The organism is Kineococcus anabasis (genome assembly GCF_054590795.1).
Map to the genome: position 1 here is coordinate 251,542 of NZ_BAAIHU010000002.1, position 17,019 is coordinate 268,560.

Below are 17,019 nucleotides of genomic sequence, written 5' to 3' on the forward strand. Positions count from 1 at the left end.
CGAGCACACACGGAGGCCGCGATGACGCAGCAGCTCGGGATCGTGATGAACGGGGTCACCGGGAGGATGGGGTACCGCCAGCACCTGGTGCGCTCGGTCCTCGCCATCCGGGAGCAGGGCGGGGTGGAGCTGTCCGACGGCAGCCGCGTCCAGCTCGAGCCCGTCCTCGTCGGCCGCAACGCCGCGAAGCTGGCCGAGATCGCCGAGCGCCACGGCCTCACGAACTGGACCACCGACCTCGACTCGGTGCTCGGCGACGAGTCCTACCCGGTCTACTTCGACGCGCAGCTCACCGCCGTGCGCAAGGAGTCCATCACCCGCGCCATCGCCGCGGGCAAGCACGTCTACACCGAGAAGCCGACCGCCGAGACCCTCGAGGAGGCCGTCGAGCTGGCCCGCCTCGCCACCGCCGCCGGGGTCAAGAACGGCGTCGTGCACGACAAGCTCTTCCTGCCCGGCCTGGTCAAGCTCAAGCGGCTGGTGGACTCCGGCTTCTTCGGGCAGATCCTCTCCGTGCGCGGTGAGTTCGGGTACTGGGTGTTCGAGGGCGACTGGCAGCCGGCGCAGCGGCCGAGCTGGAACTACCGCGCCGAGGACGGCGGCGGGATCGTCGCGGACATGTTCTGCCACTGGAACTACGTCCTGGAGCAGATCCTCGCCCCGGTCGAGGCCGTCACCGCCCGCGCCGTCACCCACGTCCCCGTGCGGTACGACGAGAGGGGCGAGGAGTACAAGGCCACCGCCGACGACGCGGCCTACGCCATCTTCGAGCTCGAGGGCGGCATCATCGCCCAGCTCAACTCCTCCTGGACCGTGCGCGTCGACCGCGACGAGCTCGTGGAGTTCCAGGTGGACGGCACCCACGGCAGCGCCGTCGCCGGGCTGTGGGGCTGCCGCGTCCAGCCGCGCAGCGCCACCCCGAAGGCCGTGTGGAACCCCGACCTGCCCGAGCAGCACGACTACCGCGGCGACTGGCTGACGGTGCCGGACAACACCGAGTTCGACAACGGGTTCAAGGTCCAGTGGGAGCAGTTCGTCCGCCACGTCGTGGAGGACGCGCCGCACCCGTACGACTTCCTCGCCGGTGCCCGCGGCGTGCGCCTGGCCGAGACCGGTCTGGCCTCCTCCGCGCAGGGCCGCCGCCTCACGCTGCCGGGGATCGAGCTGTGAGCCCCGCGCTGAGGCTCCCGCAGCGCGCCGCGGACGGGTCGCTCACCCTGCGGGAGCACACCCTGCGCACCCCGGGTACGTGGGAGCGGCCCACCGGCCCGATCCGCAGCCGCCGCGCCTTCGCCGCCGCCCACGTCGTGCCGCGGGCCGGCGCCGAGAACGTCCCCGGCGCCCCGGCCGACGTCGACTGGGACTCCACCCTCGCCTTCCGCCGCGAGCTGTGGTCCTGGGGCCTGGGCGTCGCCGAGGCCATGGACACCGCCCAGCGCGGCATGGGCCTGGACTGGCCCGCCACGCAGGAGCTGATCCGCCGCAGCGCCGCCGAGGCGAACGCCGCCGGCGGCCGCATCGCCGCGGGCGCCGGCACCGACCACCTGCCCGCCGGCCCGTCCACCCTCGCGACCGTGCAGGCCGCCTACGAGGAGCAGCTCGCCGTGGTCGAGGGCGCCGGCGCGCAGGTCATCCTCATGGCCAGCCGCCAGCTCGCCGCCACCGCCACGAGCGCCGAGGAGTACGCCTCGGTGTACTCGGCCCTGCTGCGCCAGGCGTCGGGGAAGGTGATCCTGCACTGGCTCGGGCCGATGTTCGACCCGGCGCTGGCGGGCTACTGGGGCGCCGACGACGTGGCCACCGCGACGGAGTCGTTCGTCCGCCTCGTGCGGGAGAACGCGGACAAGGTCGACGGGGTGAAGGTGTCCCTGCTCGACGCCCAGCACGAGGCCGGCCTGCGCCGACTGCTGCCCGCGGGCGTCCGCGTCTACACGGGCGACGACTTCAACTACCCCGAGCTGATCCTGGGCGACGGCGAGCACGACTCCGACGCCCTGCTCGGCATCTTCGCCGCGATCGCCCCGGCCGCCTCCACCGCCCTGCAGGCCCTGGACCGCGACGACACCGCCGGGTACGAGGCGGCGCTGAAGCCGACGCTGGAGCTGGCCCGCCACGTCTTCGGCGCGCCGACGTACTACTACAAGTCCGGCATCGCGTTCCTGGCCTGGCTCAACGGCCTGCAGCCCGGTTACGCGATGGTCGGCGGCCTGCACAGCGCCCGCAGCGCCGTGCACCAGGCCGAGACGTTCCGGCTGGCCGACGAGGCGGGGCTGCTCGCCGACCCGCAGCTGGCCACCGAGCGGATGCGCCGGTACCTGTCCGTGCACGGGTTCGACGCGTGACCGCCGTGCAGGAGGGTGCGCAGGTCGCGGCCGTGGACGTCCCCTCCGGGCTGCCGGCCGCGGTGCCCACGCCGCGGCCGGGGGACCCCCGCCTCGCGCGGTTCTCGCTGAACCAGGCCACCACCAAGCACATCGGCCTGGCGGACGCGGTGGACGTCTGCCGCCGCGCGGGCGTCCCGGCGATCGGGGTGTGGCGCGACCGGCTCCACGAGGTCGGGCTGGAGAGCGCCGTGCGGCTCGTGCGGGACGCGGGCCTGCGGGTGTCCTCGCTGTGCCGGGGGGGTTTCCTGACCGCCTCCGGCGCCGAGGAGCGCGCCGAGGCGCTGCGGGACAACCGCCTGGCCGTCGACGAGGCCGCGGCGCTGGGCACGGACTGCCTCGTCATGGTCGTCGGCGGGCTGCCCGCCGGGTCCAAGGACCTGCCCGCCGCCCGGCAGCGGGTGGCCGACGCGATCGGCGAGCTCGCCCCCTACGCGGGGGAGCGGGGCGTGCGCCTGGCCCTGGAGCCCCTGCACCCCATGTACGTCGCGGACCGCGCGGTGATCTCCACGCTCGGGCAGGCCGTGGACATGGCGGCGCAGTTCCCCGTCGAGCAGGTCGGCGTCGTGGTCGACACCTTCCACGTCTTCTGGGACCCGGACCTGCCGCGGCAGATCGCCCGCGCGGGCGAGCGCATCGCCAGCTACCAGGTGTGCGACTGGATCACGCCGCTGCCCGCGGACACGCTGCTCGCGCGGGGGATGATGGGCGACGGCCACATCGACTTCCCCGCGATCTCCGCGGCGGTGCACGCCGCTGGCTACCGCGGGGACGTGGAGACGGAGATCTTCCACGCCGACGTGTGGGCCGCCGACCCCGACGAGGTCGTCGCCACGGTCCTGCGCCGCTACGTGGAGCTGGTGCACCTCGGCTGACCGCACGACGACGGCGCCCCGGTCCACCTGGACCGGGGCGCCGTCGTCGTGCGCCGCGCCGGACGGGCAGGCCGTGGGCCGGGCAGGACGCGGTACCCGCGGAGGAGCGCCCCGGTCAGGCGCCCCGGTCAGGCGCCCCGGTCAGGCGTCCCGGTCCACCCCGGTGAGGTCGAGGACGTGCCGGGCGTGGGGCGGGGCGTCAATGAAGAGCACGTCGCACGCGCCGCCGTGGTAGCGGGCGGGGGAGATGCGCAGGCCCGCCGCGAGGGCCAGGACGCCGGCGGCCGCGCGGACCGTCTCGCACGGCAGGCCGGTCGCCTCGGCCACCCGGCTGGCCGGGAGGGCACCGCGGTGGTCCTCGTACCAGGCGGTGACGTACTCGAGGACCACGCGGTCCTCCTCGGTGACCCAGGGCATGCGGACCTCCACGACCAGTAGCACCAAGTAGTCGAACGACTGCATCAAGTAAACAGCCTCCTGAGCTTACCTGGAGGTAGGTCGGCATGTGCCGCCCTCCGGTCGTCCACGCGCTGAGGTACCTGCGCCCGGGGTTGCCCGGCCCGGTCGAGCCCCGGCTGCCGGTCTTCCGCGCCCGGTCGCTCCCCGACCGGTGCCCGCCGCGCTCCAGTCGTGAAGGCCGCCGGACCACCGGGAACTCACCCACCGTGAGTGCGGTTCGACGGTGCGCCGACGAGGCCTCGCGCAGGGGCGACACCCCCCGGTGAAGGGCTGCGCAGGACCGCCGGACACGCCACCATGCGTTCATGTCCGCGTCCACCACGGTCCAGACGGCGTGCCCGCCCGCTCCCGCGCACCGTCCTCCCGAGCGGCGCGACCTGGTGCTCTGGGCCGCGGGCGAGGCCGGCCGGCTGCTCGCCGACCTGCCCGTGCGCTGGGACCACACCCAGGAGGTCGCCATCCACGCCTGGTGGGCCGCCCCGGGGTTCTCCCCCCGGGAGGCGGAGCTGCTCGTCGCCGCGGCCTACCTGCACGACATCGGCTACTCACCGGCCCTCGTGGACACCGGGTTCCACCCGCTCGACGGCGCCCGGCACCTGCTGCGCCTCGGCGAGCCGGAGCTGGCCGCCCTCGTCGCCCACCACTCCGGCGCCGCCGTCGAGGCGCGGCACCGGGGCCTGGACGCCGAACTGGCCGGGCTGGGCGTGCCGGACGGGGCCGTGGCCGACGCGCTGACCTACTGCGACATCACCACGGGCCCGCGCGGGGAGACCGTCGACCCCGGCCCCCGCCTGCGGGAAATCATCAGCCGGCACGGTGCGGACAGCGTCGTCGCCCGGGCCCGCACCGAGGCGCGCGCCGACATCTTCGCCGCCGTACTGCGCACCCTGCGGCGCGTCTCGCGGGGCCGCCCGCACCCCGAGCCGCTGCACGTCACCCCCGTCCGGCTCTCCTGCACGACCGTGCTGCGCTTCGAGGGTGCCCTGGACACCGGCGCCACCCTCACCGCGGCGCGCGAGGCCCTCGCCGACGCGCTCGCGGACGGCGCGCACACCCTCGTCTGCGATCTCGCGCTGCTGCGCGCCGTGGACCGGGAGGGCGCCGCGCACCTCGCCGAGGCCGCACGCTCGTGCTTCCCGCGCGTGCTGCTGCTCGACCCCGCGCCGGGGGTCCTCGCGTGCCTGCGGGCCGTGGCCCCGGACGTGGCGGACTCCCCCGAGGCGGTGCTCACCAGCATCCCCGCGGCGCTGGCCCTGGAGTGCGGCTGCAGCTGAGCGGACACCGTGCGGACACCCCCGCGGGCGCTCGGGGAGCGGGTTCGGCGACTTGGTGATTGGCTTGTCCCGTGGACGCCCCCGGCCCGGAACCAGAGCCCGGGGAGGCGGTCGCCGACCCCCCGGCGGCCCGCCGTTCCAGCCTCCGGCTCCTGGCCGCCTTCGCCGCGGTGAGCACCGCGGCGGGCGTGGTGGCCGCCGGTCTGGCCGTGCCCACGGCGGCGGCCGCAGGGCTGCTGACCCGCCGCGGCGTGGACGTCTTCGAGTCCCTGCCCGTGGCCATGGACGACACCGCGGTCCCCGAGCCCACGAGCATCCTCTACGCCGACGGCTCCCTCATGGCGCGCGTCTACGAGCAGGACCGCATCGTCGTCCCCCTGCAGGACATCGCCCCCGCGATGCGCGAGGCCATCCTCGCCATCGAGGACGACCGGTTCTACGAGCACGGGCCCGTCGACGTGCGCGGCATCGGGCGGGCCCTGGTGAACAACGTCGCCGGGGGCGGCGAGACGCAGGGCGCCTCCACCATCACGCAGCAGTACGTCAAGAACGTCCTCGTGCAGGAGGCCGTGGCGCGCGAGGACCGGGAGTCCGCCCAGGACGCCGTGGCCGCCGAGGGCAGCGAGGGGTACGCCCGCAAGCTCCGCGAGATGAAGCTCGCGGTGGGGGTGGAGCGCAGGATGTCCAAGGACGACATCCTCGCCGGCTACCTCAACATCGTGTTCTTCTCCAACAACGTCTACGGCGTCGAGGCCGCCTCGCGCTTCTACTTCGGCAGGCCCGCGCGGGAGCTGGCCCTGCCGGAGGCCGCCCTCCTCGCCGGGATGGTGCAGAACCCCGCGCAGTTCGACCCGATCGCCGAGCCCGAGGCGGCGAAGGAGCGCCGCGACGTGGTGCTGACGCGCATGCGCGACCTCGGCCGCATCGACGAGGCCGAGCACGCCGCGGCCGTCGCCGCGCCCGTCGTCCTCAACGTCCAGCGCGACCGGCGCGGCTGCATCGGCGCGGGTGCCGCGGCGTACTTCTGCGACTACGTGACCCGCATCCTGCTGGCCGACCCCGCCTTCGGCGCCACCGAGGAGGACCGGCGCAAGACCCTGCGCACCGGCGGGCTGGAGGTCACCACCACCCTGGACCCCAGGGTGCAGCAGATCACCTCCGACGCCGTGAACCGCGGTGTCGCGCCGGGACAGCCGGTGCGGGCGGCGTCCTCCGTCGTCGAGGCCGGGACCGGCCGCATCCTCGCCATGGCGCAGGACACCACGTTCTCGCCGGACGAGTCGAAGGTCGGCGTGACGATGGTGAACTACAACGTCGAGCGCGCCCGCGGCGGTGGCAGCGGTTTCCAGACCGGCTCCTCGTTCAAGGTCTTCACCCTCGCCGAGTGGCTGCAGACGGGCCGGTCGCTGGAGGACGTCATCGTCGCCCCCGAGCGCGGGGAGGACCCGTTCAGCGCGTTCCGCGCCTGCGGGCGCCCGATGCGCGGGGAGACCTACCGCTACGGCAACGCCGAGAGCGGCGAGTCCGGGCCGATGACGGTCCGGGAGGCCACCCGGCTGTCGGTGAACACGGCGTACGTGGCGATGGAGAAGCAGCTCGACCTGTGCAGCATCGCCAGGACGGCGCAGGCGCTCGGGGTCACGCTCGCCGCACCCGACGTGAAGGTCGAGGGGCAGCCGCCCACCACCGACCTGCACGTCTTCCCGGCCCTGACCCTGGGCGTGAACCCCGTCTCCCCGCTGAGCATGGCGGGGGCGTACGCGGCCTTCGCCGCCGACGGCAGGTTCTGCCGGCCGGTCGCCATCGACCGGGTGCTCGACCGCGACGGTAAGCCGCTGCCGGTGCCGGGCGCGGAGTGCGCCCAGGTCCTCGACCCGGGCGTGGCGCGGGCGGTGACCTCCGCGCTGCAGGACGTCGTGGCCGGCGGGACCGGCCAGGCGGCCCGGCTCGACCGGCCCGTCGCGGGCAAGACCGGCACCACGAACAACAGCACCGACGTGTGGTTCGCGGGCTACACCGCGCAGCTGGCCTCGGCGGTCTGGGTGGGGCACGCCTCCGGCAGCAAGAGCCTCAACGGGGTGCCCATCAACGGCGTCTCCCGCGACCCCGTCTACGGCGGCACGGTGGCGGCGCCGATCTGGCGCGAGAGCGTCGGCGGCGCCTCCGCGGCCCTCGGCCTGCCGGTGCAGCCGTTCCCCGGCGCGGCACCGCCCCCGCCGCCCGCACCGGGGGGCTGACACCGGGCGCGACGCGCGCGGGGTGGCACCCCGCACGCGCCGCGGTCCCGCTCAGCCCTCGACGGTGGCCACGCCGATCTGGCACGTCATGCCGTTGGGGCCGTGGTTGCAGTAGCCGGACGGGTTCTTCGCCAGGTACTGCTGGTGGTACTCCTCCGCGTACCAGAACGGCCCCGCCTCCGCCGCCGGGCGCAGCTCCGCGGTGATCCGCCCGAGGCCGTTCTGCGTCAGGGTCCGCTGGAAGGACTCCCGCGTCGCCTCCACGGCGGCGGCCTGCGCGTCCGTCGTCCAGTACACCGCCGAGCGGTACTCGGTGCCCCGGTCGTTGCCCTGGCGGAAGCCCTGCGTCGGGTCGTGGTTCTCCCAGAACACCTTCAGCAGCTGCTCCGGGCCGGTGACCGCGGGGTCGTAGGCGATCAGGACGGCCTCGGCGTGGCCGGTGCGCCCCGTGCAGGACTCCTCGTACGTCGGGTTGGGGGTGAAACCGCCCATGTAGCCGGCGGCGGTGGTGACGACCCCGGGGAGCTGCCAGAAGATGCGCTCGGCACCCCAGAAGCAGCCCATCGCCACGTGGAGCACCTCGGTGCCCTCCGGCCACGGGCCCTCCAGCGGGGTGCCCAGGACGAGGTGGTCCCGCGGGACGGTGAACGGGCGGGTGGCCCGGCCCGGCAGGGCCTCCTCCGCGGTCACCAGACGGGTCTTGAACGGGTTGCCGAACACGGTGCTCCTCTCGCTGCCTGCCTGCTCCAACCACGCGGAGGGCCAGGTCGTTCCCGGCGGTTAGGCTCGTCCGCGTGACCGCTGACACCCCGACGCCCGCGTCCCAGGCCCCCGACGGCGCCCGGCTGCCCGGCTTCTCCACCCGCGCCATCCACGCCGGGCAGGAGGCCGACCCCGCCACCGGCGCGGTCGTCACCCCGATCTACCAGGTCTCCACCTACAAGCAGGACGGCGTGGGCGGCCTGCGGACCGGCCTGGGCACCGGGTACGAGTACTCCCGCTCCGGCAACCCCACGCGCAGCGCGCTGGAGGAGCAGATCGCCTCCCTGGAGCAGGGCGACGCCGGGTACGCCTTCGCCTCCGGCCTGGCCGCCGAGGACACCCTCCTGCGGGCGCTGTGCCGCCCCGGGGACCACGTCGTCGTCCCCAACGACGCCTACGGCGGCACCTACCGGCTGATCCACAAGGTCGCCGGGCCGTGGGGCGTGGAGCACACCCCGGCCAACATCGCCGACCTCGACACCGTGCGCGCCGCCGTGCGGCCCGGTCGCACCCGGCTGCTGTGGGTGGAGACGCCCACGAACCCGCTGCTGACGATCGGCGACATCGCCGCCCTCGCCGAGATCGCCCACGACGCCGGCGCGCTGCTCGTCGTGGACAACACCTTCGCCACGCCCTACCTGCAGACCCCGCTCGTCCTGGGCGCCGACGTCGTCGTGCACTCCACGACGAAGTACGCCGGCGGGCACTCCGACGTCGTCGGCGGCGCGGTGGTCCTGCGCGACGGCGACGACGGCCGCGGCTCCACCCTCGCCGAGCGGGTCGGCTTCCACCAGAACGCGATGGGCGCCGTGCCGGGGCCGTTCGACTCCTGGCTCGTGCAGCGCGGCCTGAAGACCCTCAGCGTCCGCATGGAGCGGCACAGCGACAACGCCGAGAAGATCGTGGAGTTCCTCGCCGCCCACCCCCGGGTGACGCAGATCCTCTACCCGGGCCTGGCCTCGCACCCCAACCACGAGGTCGCGGCGAAGCAGATGCGCCGCTTCGGCGGCATGGTGAGCTTCCGCACGCGCAGCGCCGAGGACGCCCTGCAGGTCTGCAAGGGCGCGGAACTGTTCACCCTGGGGGAGTCCCTCGGCGGGGTCGAGTCCCTCATCGAGCACCCCGGGCGCATGACGCACGCCTCCACCGCGGGCTCCCCGCTGGAGGTGCCGGACGACCTGGTGCGCCTGTCCGTGGGCATCGAGGACGCCGACGACCTCATCGCGGACCTCGAGCGCGCCCTGGGCTGAGGGCCGGGGCCCTGGGCGGGCGCGGCTGCGCCCGGGGCGGGGCGCGGCTGCGCCCGGGGCGGGGACGTTCCGCTGCGACACGCCCGCGTGTCGCGCGCGGGAGGTCCCCCTCCACGTGACGCGCGCCCGGGGCGGGGACGTTCCGCGGGGACAGGCCCGCGTGTCGCGCGCGCAACGTCTCCACGACCCGGGCGGCTCAGTGCAGGGCAGGACCCGCCGCGCAGGTCAGGAGGCGCGGCGTCCCCGCCGGCCCGAGCGGGCCCGCAGGTAGTCGTCCACCACGTACTCCCCGAGCCGCTCCGGGCTCGGGGTCAGGACCCGCCCACCGTTGCGCCGCGCGACCGCGTCCACGAACCGGCGCAGACCCACGTCCTCGCCCAGCATGAAGAAGTTCACCGTCGCCCCGAACCGGGTCAGCTGGTCCACCTCCGCCAGCGTCGCCCGCACCGTGTGCGGCGTCGGCGGCCACGCGAACGTCGCCTCCCCGCCGACCAGGTGCGCGGTCGGCTCACCGTCGGTGACGACCAGCACCACCGGCTCGGAGTCCGCGTGCCGCCGCAGGTGCCGCCGGGCCAGGCTGAGCGCGTGCTGCAGGTTCGTGCCCTGCACGTAGTCCGGCTCGACCGCCGCCAGCTCCGCCAGGTTCATCGGCATCGCGTGCAGCCCGAAACCCACGATCTGCAGGGCGTCCTGCGGGAACCTCGTGCTCAGCAGGTGCGACAGCGCCAGCGCCGTCTCCTTCATCGGGCCCCAGCGACCCTCCACCGCCATCGAGTACGACAGGTCCACGCACAGGGCGACCGCCGCGGAGGCGCGCCGCTCCGTCTCGACGACCTCGAAGTCCTCCCACGACAGCCGCACCCCGCCCGCGCCCGTCGTCCCGCTGCGGCGCACGGCGTTCGACACCGTCCGCACCACGTCCAGGGGCTGCTCGTCGCCGAAGCGCCACTGCCGCGACGCGCCCGTCGGCTCGCCCGAGGCGCCTGCGTCGCGGTCGTCGTGGTCCCCGCGCCGGCCGGTCAGCGCCCGGGAGAACACCCGCTGCAGCGCCGTCTGCCCCAGTCGCCGCAGCGCCTTCGGCGAGAGCGTCAGGCCCTGCGCCGACGGCGTGACCCAGCCCTGCCGCTGCAGCTCCCGCTCCAGCTCCCGCAGCCGCCGCACGTCGTCCGCCGCGGCCCGCCCCAGCTGGCGCTCCACCGCGTCCACGTCCACGTCGTCCAGCGTCGCGCCCGGGTGCTCCTGCCCGAGGGCGTCGACCAGCTCGTCCAGCTCCGCGAGCTCCTCCAGCGCCCCGGCGGCGTCGGCGTAGCCCAGCGGTTCCGAGCCCGGCGGCCCCTGCACCCGCTGCCGCCGGGACCAGTCCAGGTCCGGGCGCAGCGCGCGCAGGTTGTCGCCCAGCGCCATCAGCTGGGCCTGCAGGTCCGGGTCGCCCATCGCCTGTGCCATGAGCGAGCCCAGCTCCTCGCGCTGCTGCGGGGAGAGCGACTGCATCAGCCGCTGCGCCGCCGCGGCCCTGCGCGCCAGGGAGTCCACCAGCTCGTCGACGTCCTGCGGGTCGTCCCCGAAGAGGTCGCCGTGCTCCTCTTTGAACCGCGCGAACTCCTCGGCGGTGTCCTCCCCGCGGGCGTGCCGGTCCAGCAGCCGGTTCAGGTCCGCGAGCATGTCCTTCACCCGCTCCTGACCGCCGCCGTTCTCCAGGGCGTCGCGCAGGCCGCGGAACTGGTGGTCCAGCACGTCCGAGCGCAACCCGTCGAGGATCTGCTGGTACGCGGCGCGGGCCTCCTCCGAGGCCCACTCGTAGTCGGCGAGCTCCCGCACGGCCTGCGAGGTGGAGCGGGGCAGGGCGTCGAGGCGGGCCTCGGCGAAGCGGGCGTCGTCGTCCTCGCGCCCGGCCAGCTCCGCCCGCTCCGCCGCCAGCGCCTGGTCCAGCTGCGCGCGGGCCCGGGTCACCGCGCCGTCGAGGTCGCCGCGGCGCTGGGCCTCGCGCCGCAGCCGCTGGGCCCGGGCGCGCAGCTCCTCCAGGCCGCGCCCGCCGTCGGGGCCGCGGCGCACCATCTCGCGCAGGGCGTCGCGCAGGCTGCCGCCGCCGAGGACCTCCCGGCCCACCCGGTCCAGTGCGGCGCGCACGTCGTAGGGCGGGGCGAGGGGGTCGGGGCCGCCGTGCCAGGCGCCGTAGCGGTACCGGCCGGCGCGGCGCCGTCCCGGGCGGGGCTCGGTCATGCCCGCACGCTACGCCGCCTCCCCGCCCCGCGCGCCCGGGTGCCCGGGTGCCCGGGTGCGCACCGCCCTTCTCCGGGTTCGGGCGCCAGGAGGGGTCCCGATCCCCGCCCATCTCCGGAGATGGGCGGGATCGGGGGTCCCCGGGTGCGCCGAGACCCGGAGACGGGCGGGAGGGAGGGGTCCCGGGTGCGCCGAAACCCGGAGATGGGCGGGAGGGAGGGGTCCCGGGTGCGCCGAGACCCGGAGATGGGCGGGAAGGAGGGGTCCCGGGTGCGCCGAAACCCGGAGAGGGGCGGGGGCGGGAGAGGGGCGGGGGCGGGGGAGGGGGGCCTCACGGGCGCCGGGCGGCGCGCACGTCCCGCAGGAGGAGGGCCACGTGCAGGGAGGCGCGGGACTCCCCGTCGTCCAGGTCGACGCCGAGGACGCGCCGCAGCACCGCCAGCCGGTCGTACAGCGCCGGGCGGCTCAGGTGGCTGCGCCGCGCCAGCTCGCTGCGGTTGCCCGCGCACTCCAGGAACGCCCGCAGCAGCGGCAGCAGCCGTGCGGCGTCCTCGTGCACGAGCAGCCGCCCGAGCTCCGCCTCGGCGAACGAGAGCAGCCGCGGCTCCTCCCGCAGCAGCGTCAGCACCCCCCGCAGGCGCAGGTCCGTGCCGCGGTACCAGCGCCGCCGCGCGCCGGGGGCCGCCACCGCCCCGGCCGCCGGCATCGTGGCCGCCGCGACCTCGGCGACGTGCCGGGCCTCGGCCAGCGCCGCGCCCGCGGACACCAGCGAGGAGGCCACCGCGCCCACCCCCACCGCCCGCGAGGTCAGCACCGCCCCCGGCTCCAGGGCGTCCAGCAGCCCGGTGAGGACCCGCTCGGCCACCTCCTGCCGCGCGGTCGTCAGCGCCACCAGGGCCGTGACGACACCGGCGTCGACGGGGGAGACGAGGGCCGCGGCGCGCTGGGTGCGCACGGCGGCGGAGACCCGCTCGGCCAGCGCGGCGTCGCGGCGGTGCACGGCGAGGGCGTCCGCGCCGCGCCCCCGGCTCCCCGGCACGGGGCCCGGCGCGGCACCGGGCGCGGGGGTGTCGGCGAACGCCACCGCCAGCCAGGCGCGGGCGGCCGGCACCCCGAGCGCGCCGGCCCGGGCGGCGAGCTCCGCGGCGTCCGCGGTGCCGCGCACCAGGTCGGCCAGCAGTTCCCCCTCCGCGCGGTGGCGCAGCCCCACCTGGTCGCGCTCGACGAGCCGGTCGACGGTCAGGGCCTCCGCGGCGCGCTCCAGGACCATGCCCGCCGAGGGGTCGTCGAGGGTGCCGGCGCCCGGCAGCACGAGGCGGCCCCAGCGCTGCCGGCGGGGCCCGACGGGGGTCGTCAGCCAGCGCTCCGGCCCGCGGCGGCCGGTGGCGGCGGTGTCCCCGGCGTGCGGCGCACCGGGCCCGGTGGCCGGTCCCACGGCGAGGCGGGAGCGGTGCTCCCAGTCGCGCAGCAGCCCGGCCGCGGCCTCGCCGTGCGCGGCGAACGCGACGACGTGGTGGGACAGGTCCTCCAGGACGACGGCGCCCCCGGCCAGGCCGGCGGTGCGGGCCACGATCTCCTCGGCACCGGCCCCCTCGGTGCTCAGGGGGGACAGGACGTCGTGCGCCTGCTGGGACAGCCGCAGCAGGGCGGCTTGCTCGTCGAGGAGGCGGGCGTGCACGGCCTCGGTGACGGCGACGAAGCGGACCCGGCGGTGCAGGGCGACGACGGGCAGCCCCAGGCGCCGGGCCGCGCGCACCAGCCCGGCGGGCAGCGCGGGCAGGGCGGGGCCGAGCTCCACGACCAGGCCGCACGCCCCGGCGGCGTGCAGGTTGGCGACGTACCCAGCCAGGTCGGCGGCCGCGGCGCCGCCGTCGGCCAGGGCCATGCCCGTGCTGAGGATGAGCTCCCCGCCCTGCAGGAGGCCGGTGAGGTCGGCGACCTCCCCGACGTGCACCCACCGCACGGGGACGTCGAGCCGGTCGGCGCCGGTGACGACCTCGGGGGCCCCGGTGCGCAGCACGTCGAGGCCGAGCACGTCGGCGAGGGTCGTCGGCACCGGGGGAGTCTAGGAGGCCGCCACCCGACGGCCTGTCGGCCGGAGCGTCGTTCGGCTGACACGGTGTCGGTTCCGCGGGAGCGCCCGGGGTGCCACGCTCGGCGCGCCGGGGCGGGCGTCCCGGCACATCCGAGGAGGCCTCGTGACCACGACCGCCGACCAGCCCACCGTCGTGCAGGACGCCACCGCTCCGCCGCTCGTGCGGCACTGGGTCGCCGGTGCCCCCACCGCCGGCACGGGCGGGCGCACCGGTGACGTGCACGACCCGGCCACGGGGCGGGTGACCCGGCGGGTGGTGCTCGCCGGTGCCGCCGACGTGGACGCCGCGGTCGCCGCCGCGAAGGCCGCGTTCCCCGGCTGGCGCGACACCTCCCTGGCGCGGCGCACGCAGGTCCTCTTCGCCTTCCGCGAGCTGCTCTCCGCGCACCGCGACGAGCTCGCCGCGATCATCACCGCCGAGCACGGCAAGGTCCTGGCCGACGCCGCCGGGGAGGTCGCCCGCGGCCTGGAGGTCGTCGAGTTCGCCTGCGGTGTCCCGCACCTGCTCAAGGGGGGTTTCAGCGAGAACGCCTCCACGGGCGTCGACGTGTTCTCCATCCGCCAGCCGCTCGGCGTCGTCGCCGTGGTCAGCCCCTTCAACTTCCCCGCCATGGTCCCGATGTGGTTCTTCCCCGTCGCCATCGCCGCGGGCGACACCGTCGTCCTCAAGCCCAGCGAGAAGGACCCCTCGGCCGCGGTGTTCCTCGCGGAGCTGTGGCAGCGGGCCGGCCTGCCCGACGGGGTCTTCAACGTCGTCCACGGCGACGAGGCGGCCGTGGGCGCCCTGCTGGAGCACCCCGACGTGAAGGCGGTCTCCTTCGTCGGCTCCACGCCCGTCGCCCGCTCCGTGTACGAGCGCGGCACCGCCGCCGGCAAGCGGGTGCAGGCCCTGGGCGGGGCGAAGAACCACATGCTCGTCCTGCCCGACGCCGACCTCGACCTCGCCGCCGACGCCGCCGTGAACGCGGGGTTCGGCTCGGCGGGGGAGCGGTGCATGGCCGTCAGCGCCCTCGTGGTCGTCGAACCGGTCGCCGACGAGCTCGTCGCCAGGATCCGCGCCCGCACGGCGACCCTGCGCACCGGCGACGGCCGCCGCGGCTGCGACATGGGGCCGCTGGTCACCGGCGCCCACCGCGACCGGGTCCGCTCCTACGTCGACGCCGGCGAGGCCGCGGGGGCCGAGCTGGTCGTCGACGGGCGCACCGTGGTGCCCGACGGGGACCGGCGGGGTTTCTGGCTCGGGCCGACCCTGTTCGACCGGGTGACGCCCGACATGCCCGTCTACACCGACGAGATCTTCGGGCCGGTCCTGTCGGTGCTGCGCGTCGCGTCCTACGCCGAGGGGCTGGACCTCATCAACGCCAACCCCTACGGCAACGGCGTCGCGGTGTTCACCAACGACGGCGGCGCGGCCCGCCGCTTCCGCAACGAGGTCGAGGTCGGCATGGTCGGCGTCAACGTGCCCGTCCCCGTGCCGGTGGCCTACTACTCCTTCGGCGGCTGGAAGAACTCCCTGTTCGGGGACAGCCACGCCCACGGCACCGAGGGCGTGCACTTCTTCACCCGCGGCAAGGTGGTCACCGAGCGCTGGCCCGGCCCGTCCCACGGCGGGCTGAACCTAGGCTTCCCGCAGAACACCTGAGCGCCCCGAACCGGCACCCCAGCCGGCACCCCAGCCCGCCGAGGAGAGAACGTGCCCGTCCCCACCGAGCCGTCCGCCCGCCGCACCTACGAGCTGGACCGCCGGCACGTCTTCCACTCCTGGTCGGCGCAGGGCTCCCTGGACCCGCTCGTCATCACCCGCGCGCAGGGCCGCCACGTCTGGGACGGGCACGGCCGGCGCCTGCTCGACCTGTCCTCGCAGCTCGTGAACACCAACATCGGCCACCAGCACCCGACGGTGGTCGCCGCGATCAGGGCGCAGGCGGAGGTGCTGTGCACCATCGCCCCGCAGCACGCCAACGACCAGCGCAGCGAGGCCGCGCGGCTGATCGCGGAGCGCACCCCCGGCGAGCTGGACAAGGTGTTCTTCACCAACGCCGGCGCCGAGGCCAACGAGTACGCCGTCCGCATGGCGCGGCTGCACACCGGCCGGCACAAGGTGCTGGCGCAGTACCGCTCGTACCACGGCGGCACCACCACCGCGGTCAACCTCACGGGCGACCCGCGCCGCTGGCCCAGCGACACCGGCAGCGCCGGCGTCGTGCACTTCTCCGGCCCGTTCCCGTACCGCTCGCCGTTCTGGGCCACCACCGAGGAGGAGGAGCGGGAGAGGGCGCTGGCGCACCTGGAGCAGGTCGTCGCGTTCGAGGGCCCCGGGACGATCGCCGCGATCGTGCTGGAGCCCGTGCCCGGCACCGCGGGCATCATGGTGCCGCCGCCGGGCTACCTCGCCGGGGTCCGCGAGCTCTGCGACCGGCACGGCATCGTCCTGGTCGCCGACGAGGTCATGTGCGGTTTCGGTCGCACCGGCCGCTGGTTCGCGATCGAGCACGACGGCGTCGTCCCCGACCTGCTGACCTTCGCCAAGGGCGTCACCTCCGGGTACGTGCCGCTGGGCGGGGTCGCCATCTCCCCGCACATCGCCGCGACGTTCGAGGACCGGCCCTTCCCCGGCGGCCTCACCTACTCGGGGCACCCCCTGGCGTGCGCGGCGGCCGTGGCCACCCTCACCGCCATGGCCGAGGAGGGGATCGTGGAGAACGCCGCCGCCATCGGGGAGGACCACCTCGGCCCCGGCCTGCGCGCCCTGGCGGAGCGGCACCCCAGCATCGGGGAGGTCCGCGGGCGCGGGGTGTTCTGGGCGCTGGAGCTGGTGCGCGACAGGGGGACCCGCGAACCGCTCGCCCCCTACGGCGGCACCAGCGAGGCCATGGGGCAGCTCACCGCGGCCCTGCTGGACGGCGGGGTGCTGCCCTTCACGAACTTCAACCGCCTGCACGTGGTCCCGCCGTGCACCATCACCCCCGAGGAGGTCGCGGAGGGCCTCGCGGTGCTCGACGCGGCCCTCGCCGTCGCGGACCGGCACACCACCTCCGGCTGAGCACCTCCGGGCGGGCGGGTCACCCGCGCGCCGTGCCGCGCCGGTGGGCCCCCGCCGCCCGGCGCGGCCTACGCTGCCTGCCATGCGCTCCACCGCAGCGGCGGCCGGCCCCGCGGGCGGCACCCACACCGCCCCCGCCCCCGCCGAGGCGGCGCCCGCGCCCTCCGAGGACGACGTCCTGCACATCGGCTGCTGCGACGCGCTGCTGGCCGCCGCCACCGACGGGCCCCTGTACGCCCTGTGCGGGGTGGACTGCCGCGACCAGCGCATCCACCTCGCCCTGCCCCCCGAGACCGAGGTCTGCCCGCTGTGCGTGGAGCGCGCCGAGGCGGCCACCCGCCAGGCCGAGGCCGCCGGCGTCAGCGCCTGCGACCTCGTCTGCCCGAACCGGACGTTCGGCGGCTGGGGCGAGGGCTGAGGCCC

Annotated in this window: 13 protein-coding genes; 9 read left to right on the plus strand and 4 right to left on the minus strand. The window is 75.9% G+C overall.

Features of this window, described 5'->3' with window-relative positions; all coding sequences use genetic code 11:
• Positions 1-21: 21 nt before the first annotated feature.
• From ACYQBY_RS04680 to ACYQBY_RS04690, 3 genes are read left to right on the plus strand one after another with little or no spacing between them, the layout of a single operon-like run.
• A complete protein-coding gene (locus ACYQBY_RS04680) occupies positions 22-1,170 on the plus strand; it encodes a Gfo/Idh/MocA family protein (protein WP_459642664.1) in 1,149 nt (382 codons plus the stop codon).
• Positions 1,167-2,342: a dihydrodipicolinate synthase family protein gene (locus tag ACYQBY_RS04685; RefSeq protein WP_459642665.1), complete on the plus strand. Its 1,176-nt coding sequence runs from the start codon at positions 1,167-1,169 to the stop codon at positions 2,340-2,342. Before ACYQBY_RS04680 ends, ACYQBY_RS04685 begins: the two co-directional genes overlap by 4 nt.
• A complete protein-coding gene (locus ACYQBY_RS04690) occupies positions 2,339-3,256 on the plus strand; it encodes a sugar phosphate isomerase/epimerase family protein (protein ID WP_459642666.1) in 918 nt (305 codons plus the stop codon). The genes ACYQBY_RS04685 and ACYQBY_RS04690 overlap by 4 nt, the downstream gene beginning before the upstream one ends.
• Positions 3,257-3,397: 141 nt before the next feature.
• On the opposite strand, the gene ACYQBY_RS04695 is transcribed toward ACYQBY_RS04690, so the two are convergent.
• Positions 3,398-3,718 (minus strand): hypothetical protein, encoded by a 321-nt coding sequence (locus tag ACYQBY_RS04695; protein ID WP_459642667.1) that lies wholly within the window; start codon positions 3,716-3,718, stop codon positions 3,398-3,400.
• A 302-nt stretch (positions 3,719-4,020) separates the two neighbouring features.
• On the opposite strand from ACYQBY_RS04695, the gene ACYQBY_RS04700 reads away from it, so the two are divergent.
• On the plus strand, positions 4,021-4,989 hold the full coding sequence (locus tag ACYQBY_RS04700) for an HD domain-containing protein (RefSeq protein WP_459642668.1): 969 nt from the start codon (positions 4,021-4,023) through the stop codon (positions 4,987-4,989).
• Positions 4,990-5,060: 71 nt separating this feature from the next.
• Positions 5,061-7,226 (plus strand): transglycosylase domain-containing protein, encoded by a 2,166-nt coding sequence (locus tag ACYQBY_RS04705; RefSeq protein ID WP_459642669.1) that lies wholly within the window; start codon positions 5,061-5,063, stop codon positions 7,224-7,226.
• Positions 7,227-7,277: 51 nt separating this feature from the next.
• Here the strand turns inward: ACYQBY_RS04705 and msrA are convergent, their stop codons facing one another.
• On the minus strand, positions 7,278-7,946 hold the full coding sequence (msrA, locus tag ACYQBY_RS04710; protein WP_459642670.1) for a peptide-methionine (S)-S-oxide reductase MsrA: 669 nt from the start codon (positions 7,944-7,946) through the stop codon (positions 7,278-7,280).
• 74 nt (positions 7,947-8,020) lie between these two features.
• Between msrA and ACYQBY_RS04715 the strand changes: the two genes are divergently transcribed.
• A complete protein-coding gene (locus tag ACYQBY_RS04715) occupies positions 8,021-9,238 on the plus strand; it encodes a cystathionine gamma-synthase (protein WP_459642671.1) in 1,218 nt (405 codons plus the stop codon).
• A 225-nt stretch (positions 9,239-9,463) separates the two neighbouring features.
• Here the strand turns inward: ACYQBY_RS04715 and ACYQBY_RS04720 are convergent, their stop codons facing one another.
• Both ACYQBY_RS04720 and ACYQBY_RS04725 read right to left on the minus strand, forming a co-directional pair.
• Complete coding sequence (locus tag ACYQBY_RS04720; RefSeq protein ID WP_459642672.1) at positions 9,464-11,458, minus strand: hypothetical protein; 1,995 nt, start codon at positions 11,456-11,458, stop codon at positions 9,464-9,466.
• A 331-nt stretch (positions 11,459-11,789) separates the two neighbouring features.
• Positions 11,790-13,514, minus strand: coding sequence for a PucR family transcriptional regulator (locus tag ACYQBY_RS04725; protein ID WP_459642673.1), 1,725 nt, complete (start codon positions 13,512-13,514; stop codon positions 11,790-11,792).
• Between the two features lie 199 nt (positions 13,515-13,713).
• Between ACYQBY_RS04725 and ACYQBY_RS04730 the strand changes: the two genes are divergently transcribed.
• The 3 genes from ACYQBY_RS04730 to ACYQBY_RS04740 all read left to right on the plus strand — a co-directional run bounded on the left by ACYQBY_RS04730 (position 13,714) and on the right by ACYQBY_RS04740 (position 17,014).
• A complete protein-coding gene (locus tag ACYQBY_RS04730) occupies positions 13,714-15,195 on the plus strand; it encodes a CoA-acylating methylmalonate-semialdehyde dehydrogenase (protein ID WP_459643112.1) in 1,482 nt (493 codons plus the stop codon).
• 51 nt (positions 15,196-15,246) lie between these two features.
• Positions 15,247-16,596: an aminotransferase class III-fold pyridoxal phosphate-dependent enzyme gene (locus tag ACYQBY_RS04735; protein WP_459642674.1), complete on the plus strand. Its 1,350-nt coding sequence runs from the start codon at positions 15,247-15,249 to the stop codon at positions 16,594-16,596.
• 82 nt (positions 16,597-16,678) lie between these two features.
• Positions 16,679-17,014, plus strand: coding sequence for a hypothetical protein (locus ACYQBY_RS04740; RefSeq protein ID WP_459642675.1), 336 nt, complete (start codon positions 16,679-16,681; stop codon positions 17,012-17,014).
• Positions 17,015-17,019 lie beyond the last annotated feature (5 nt).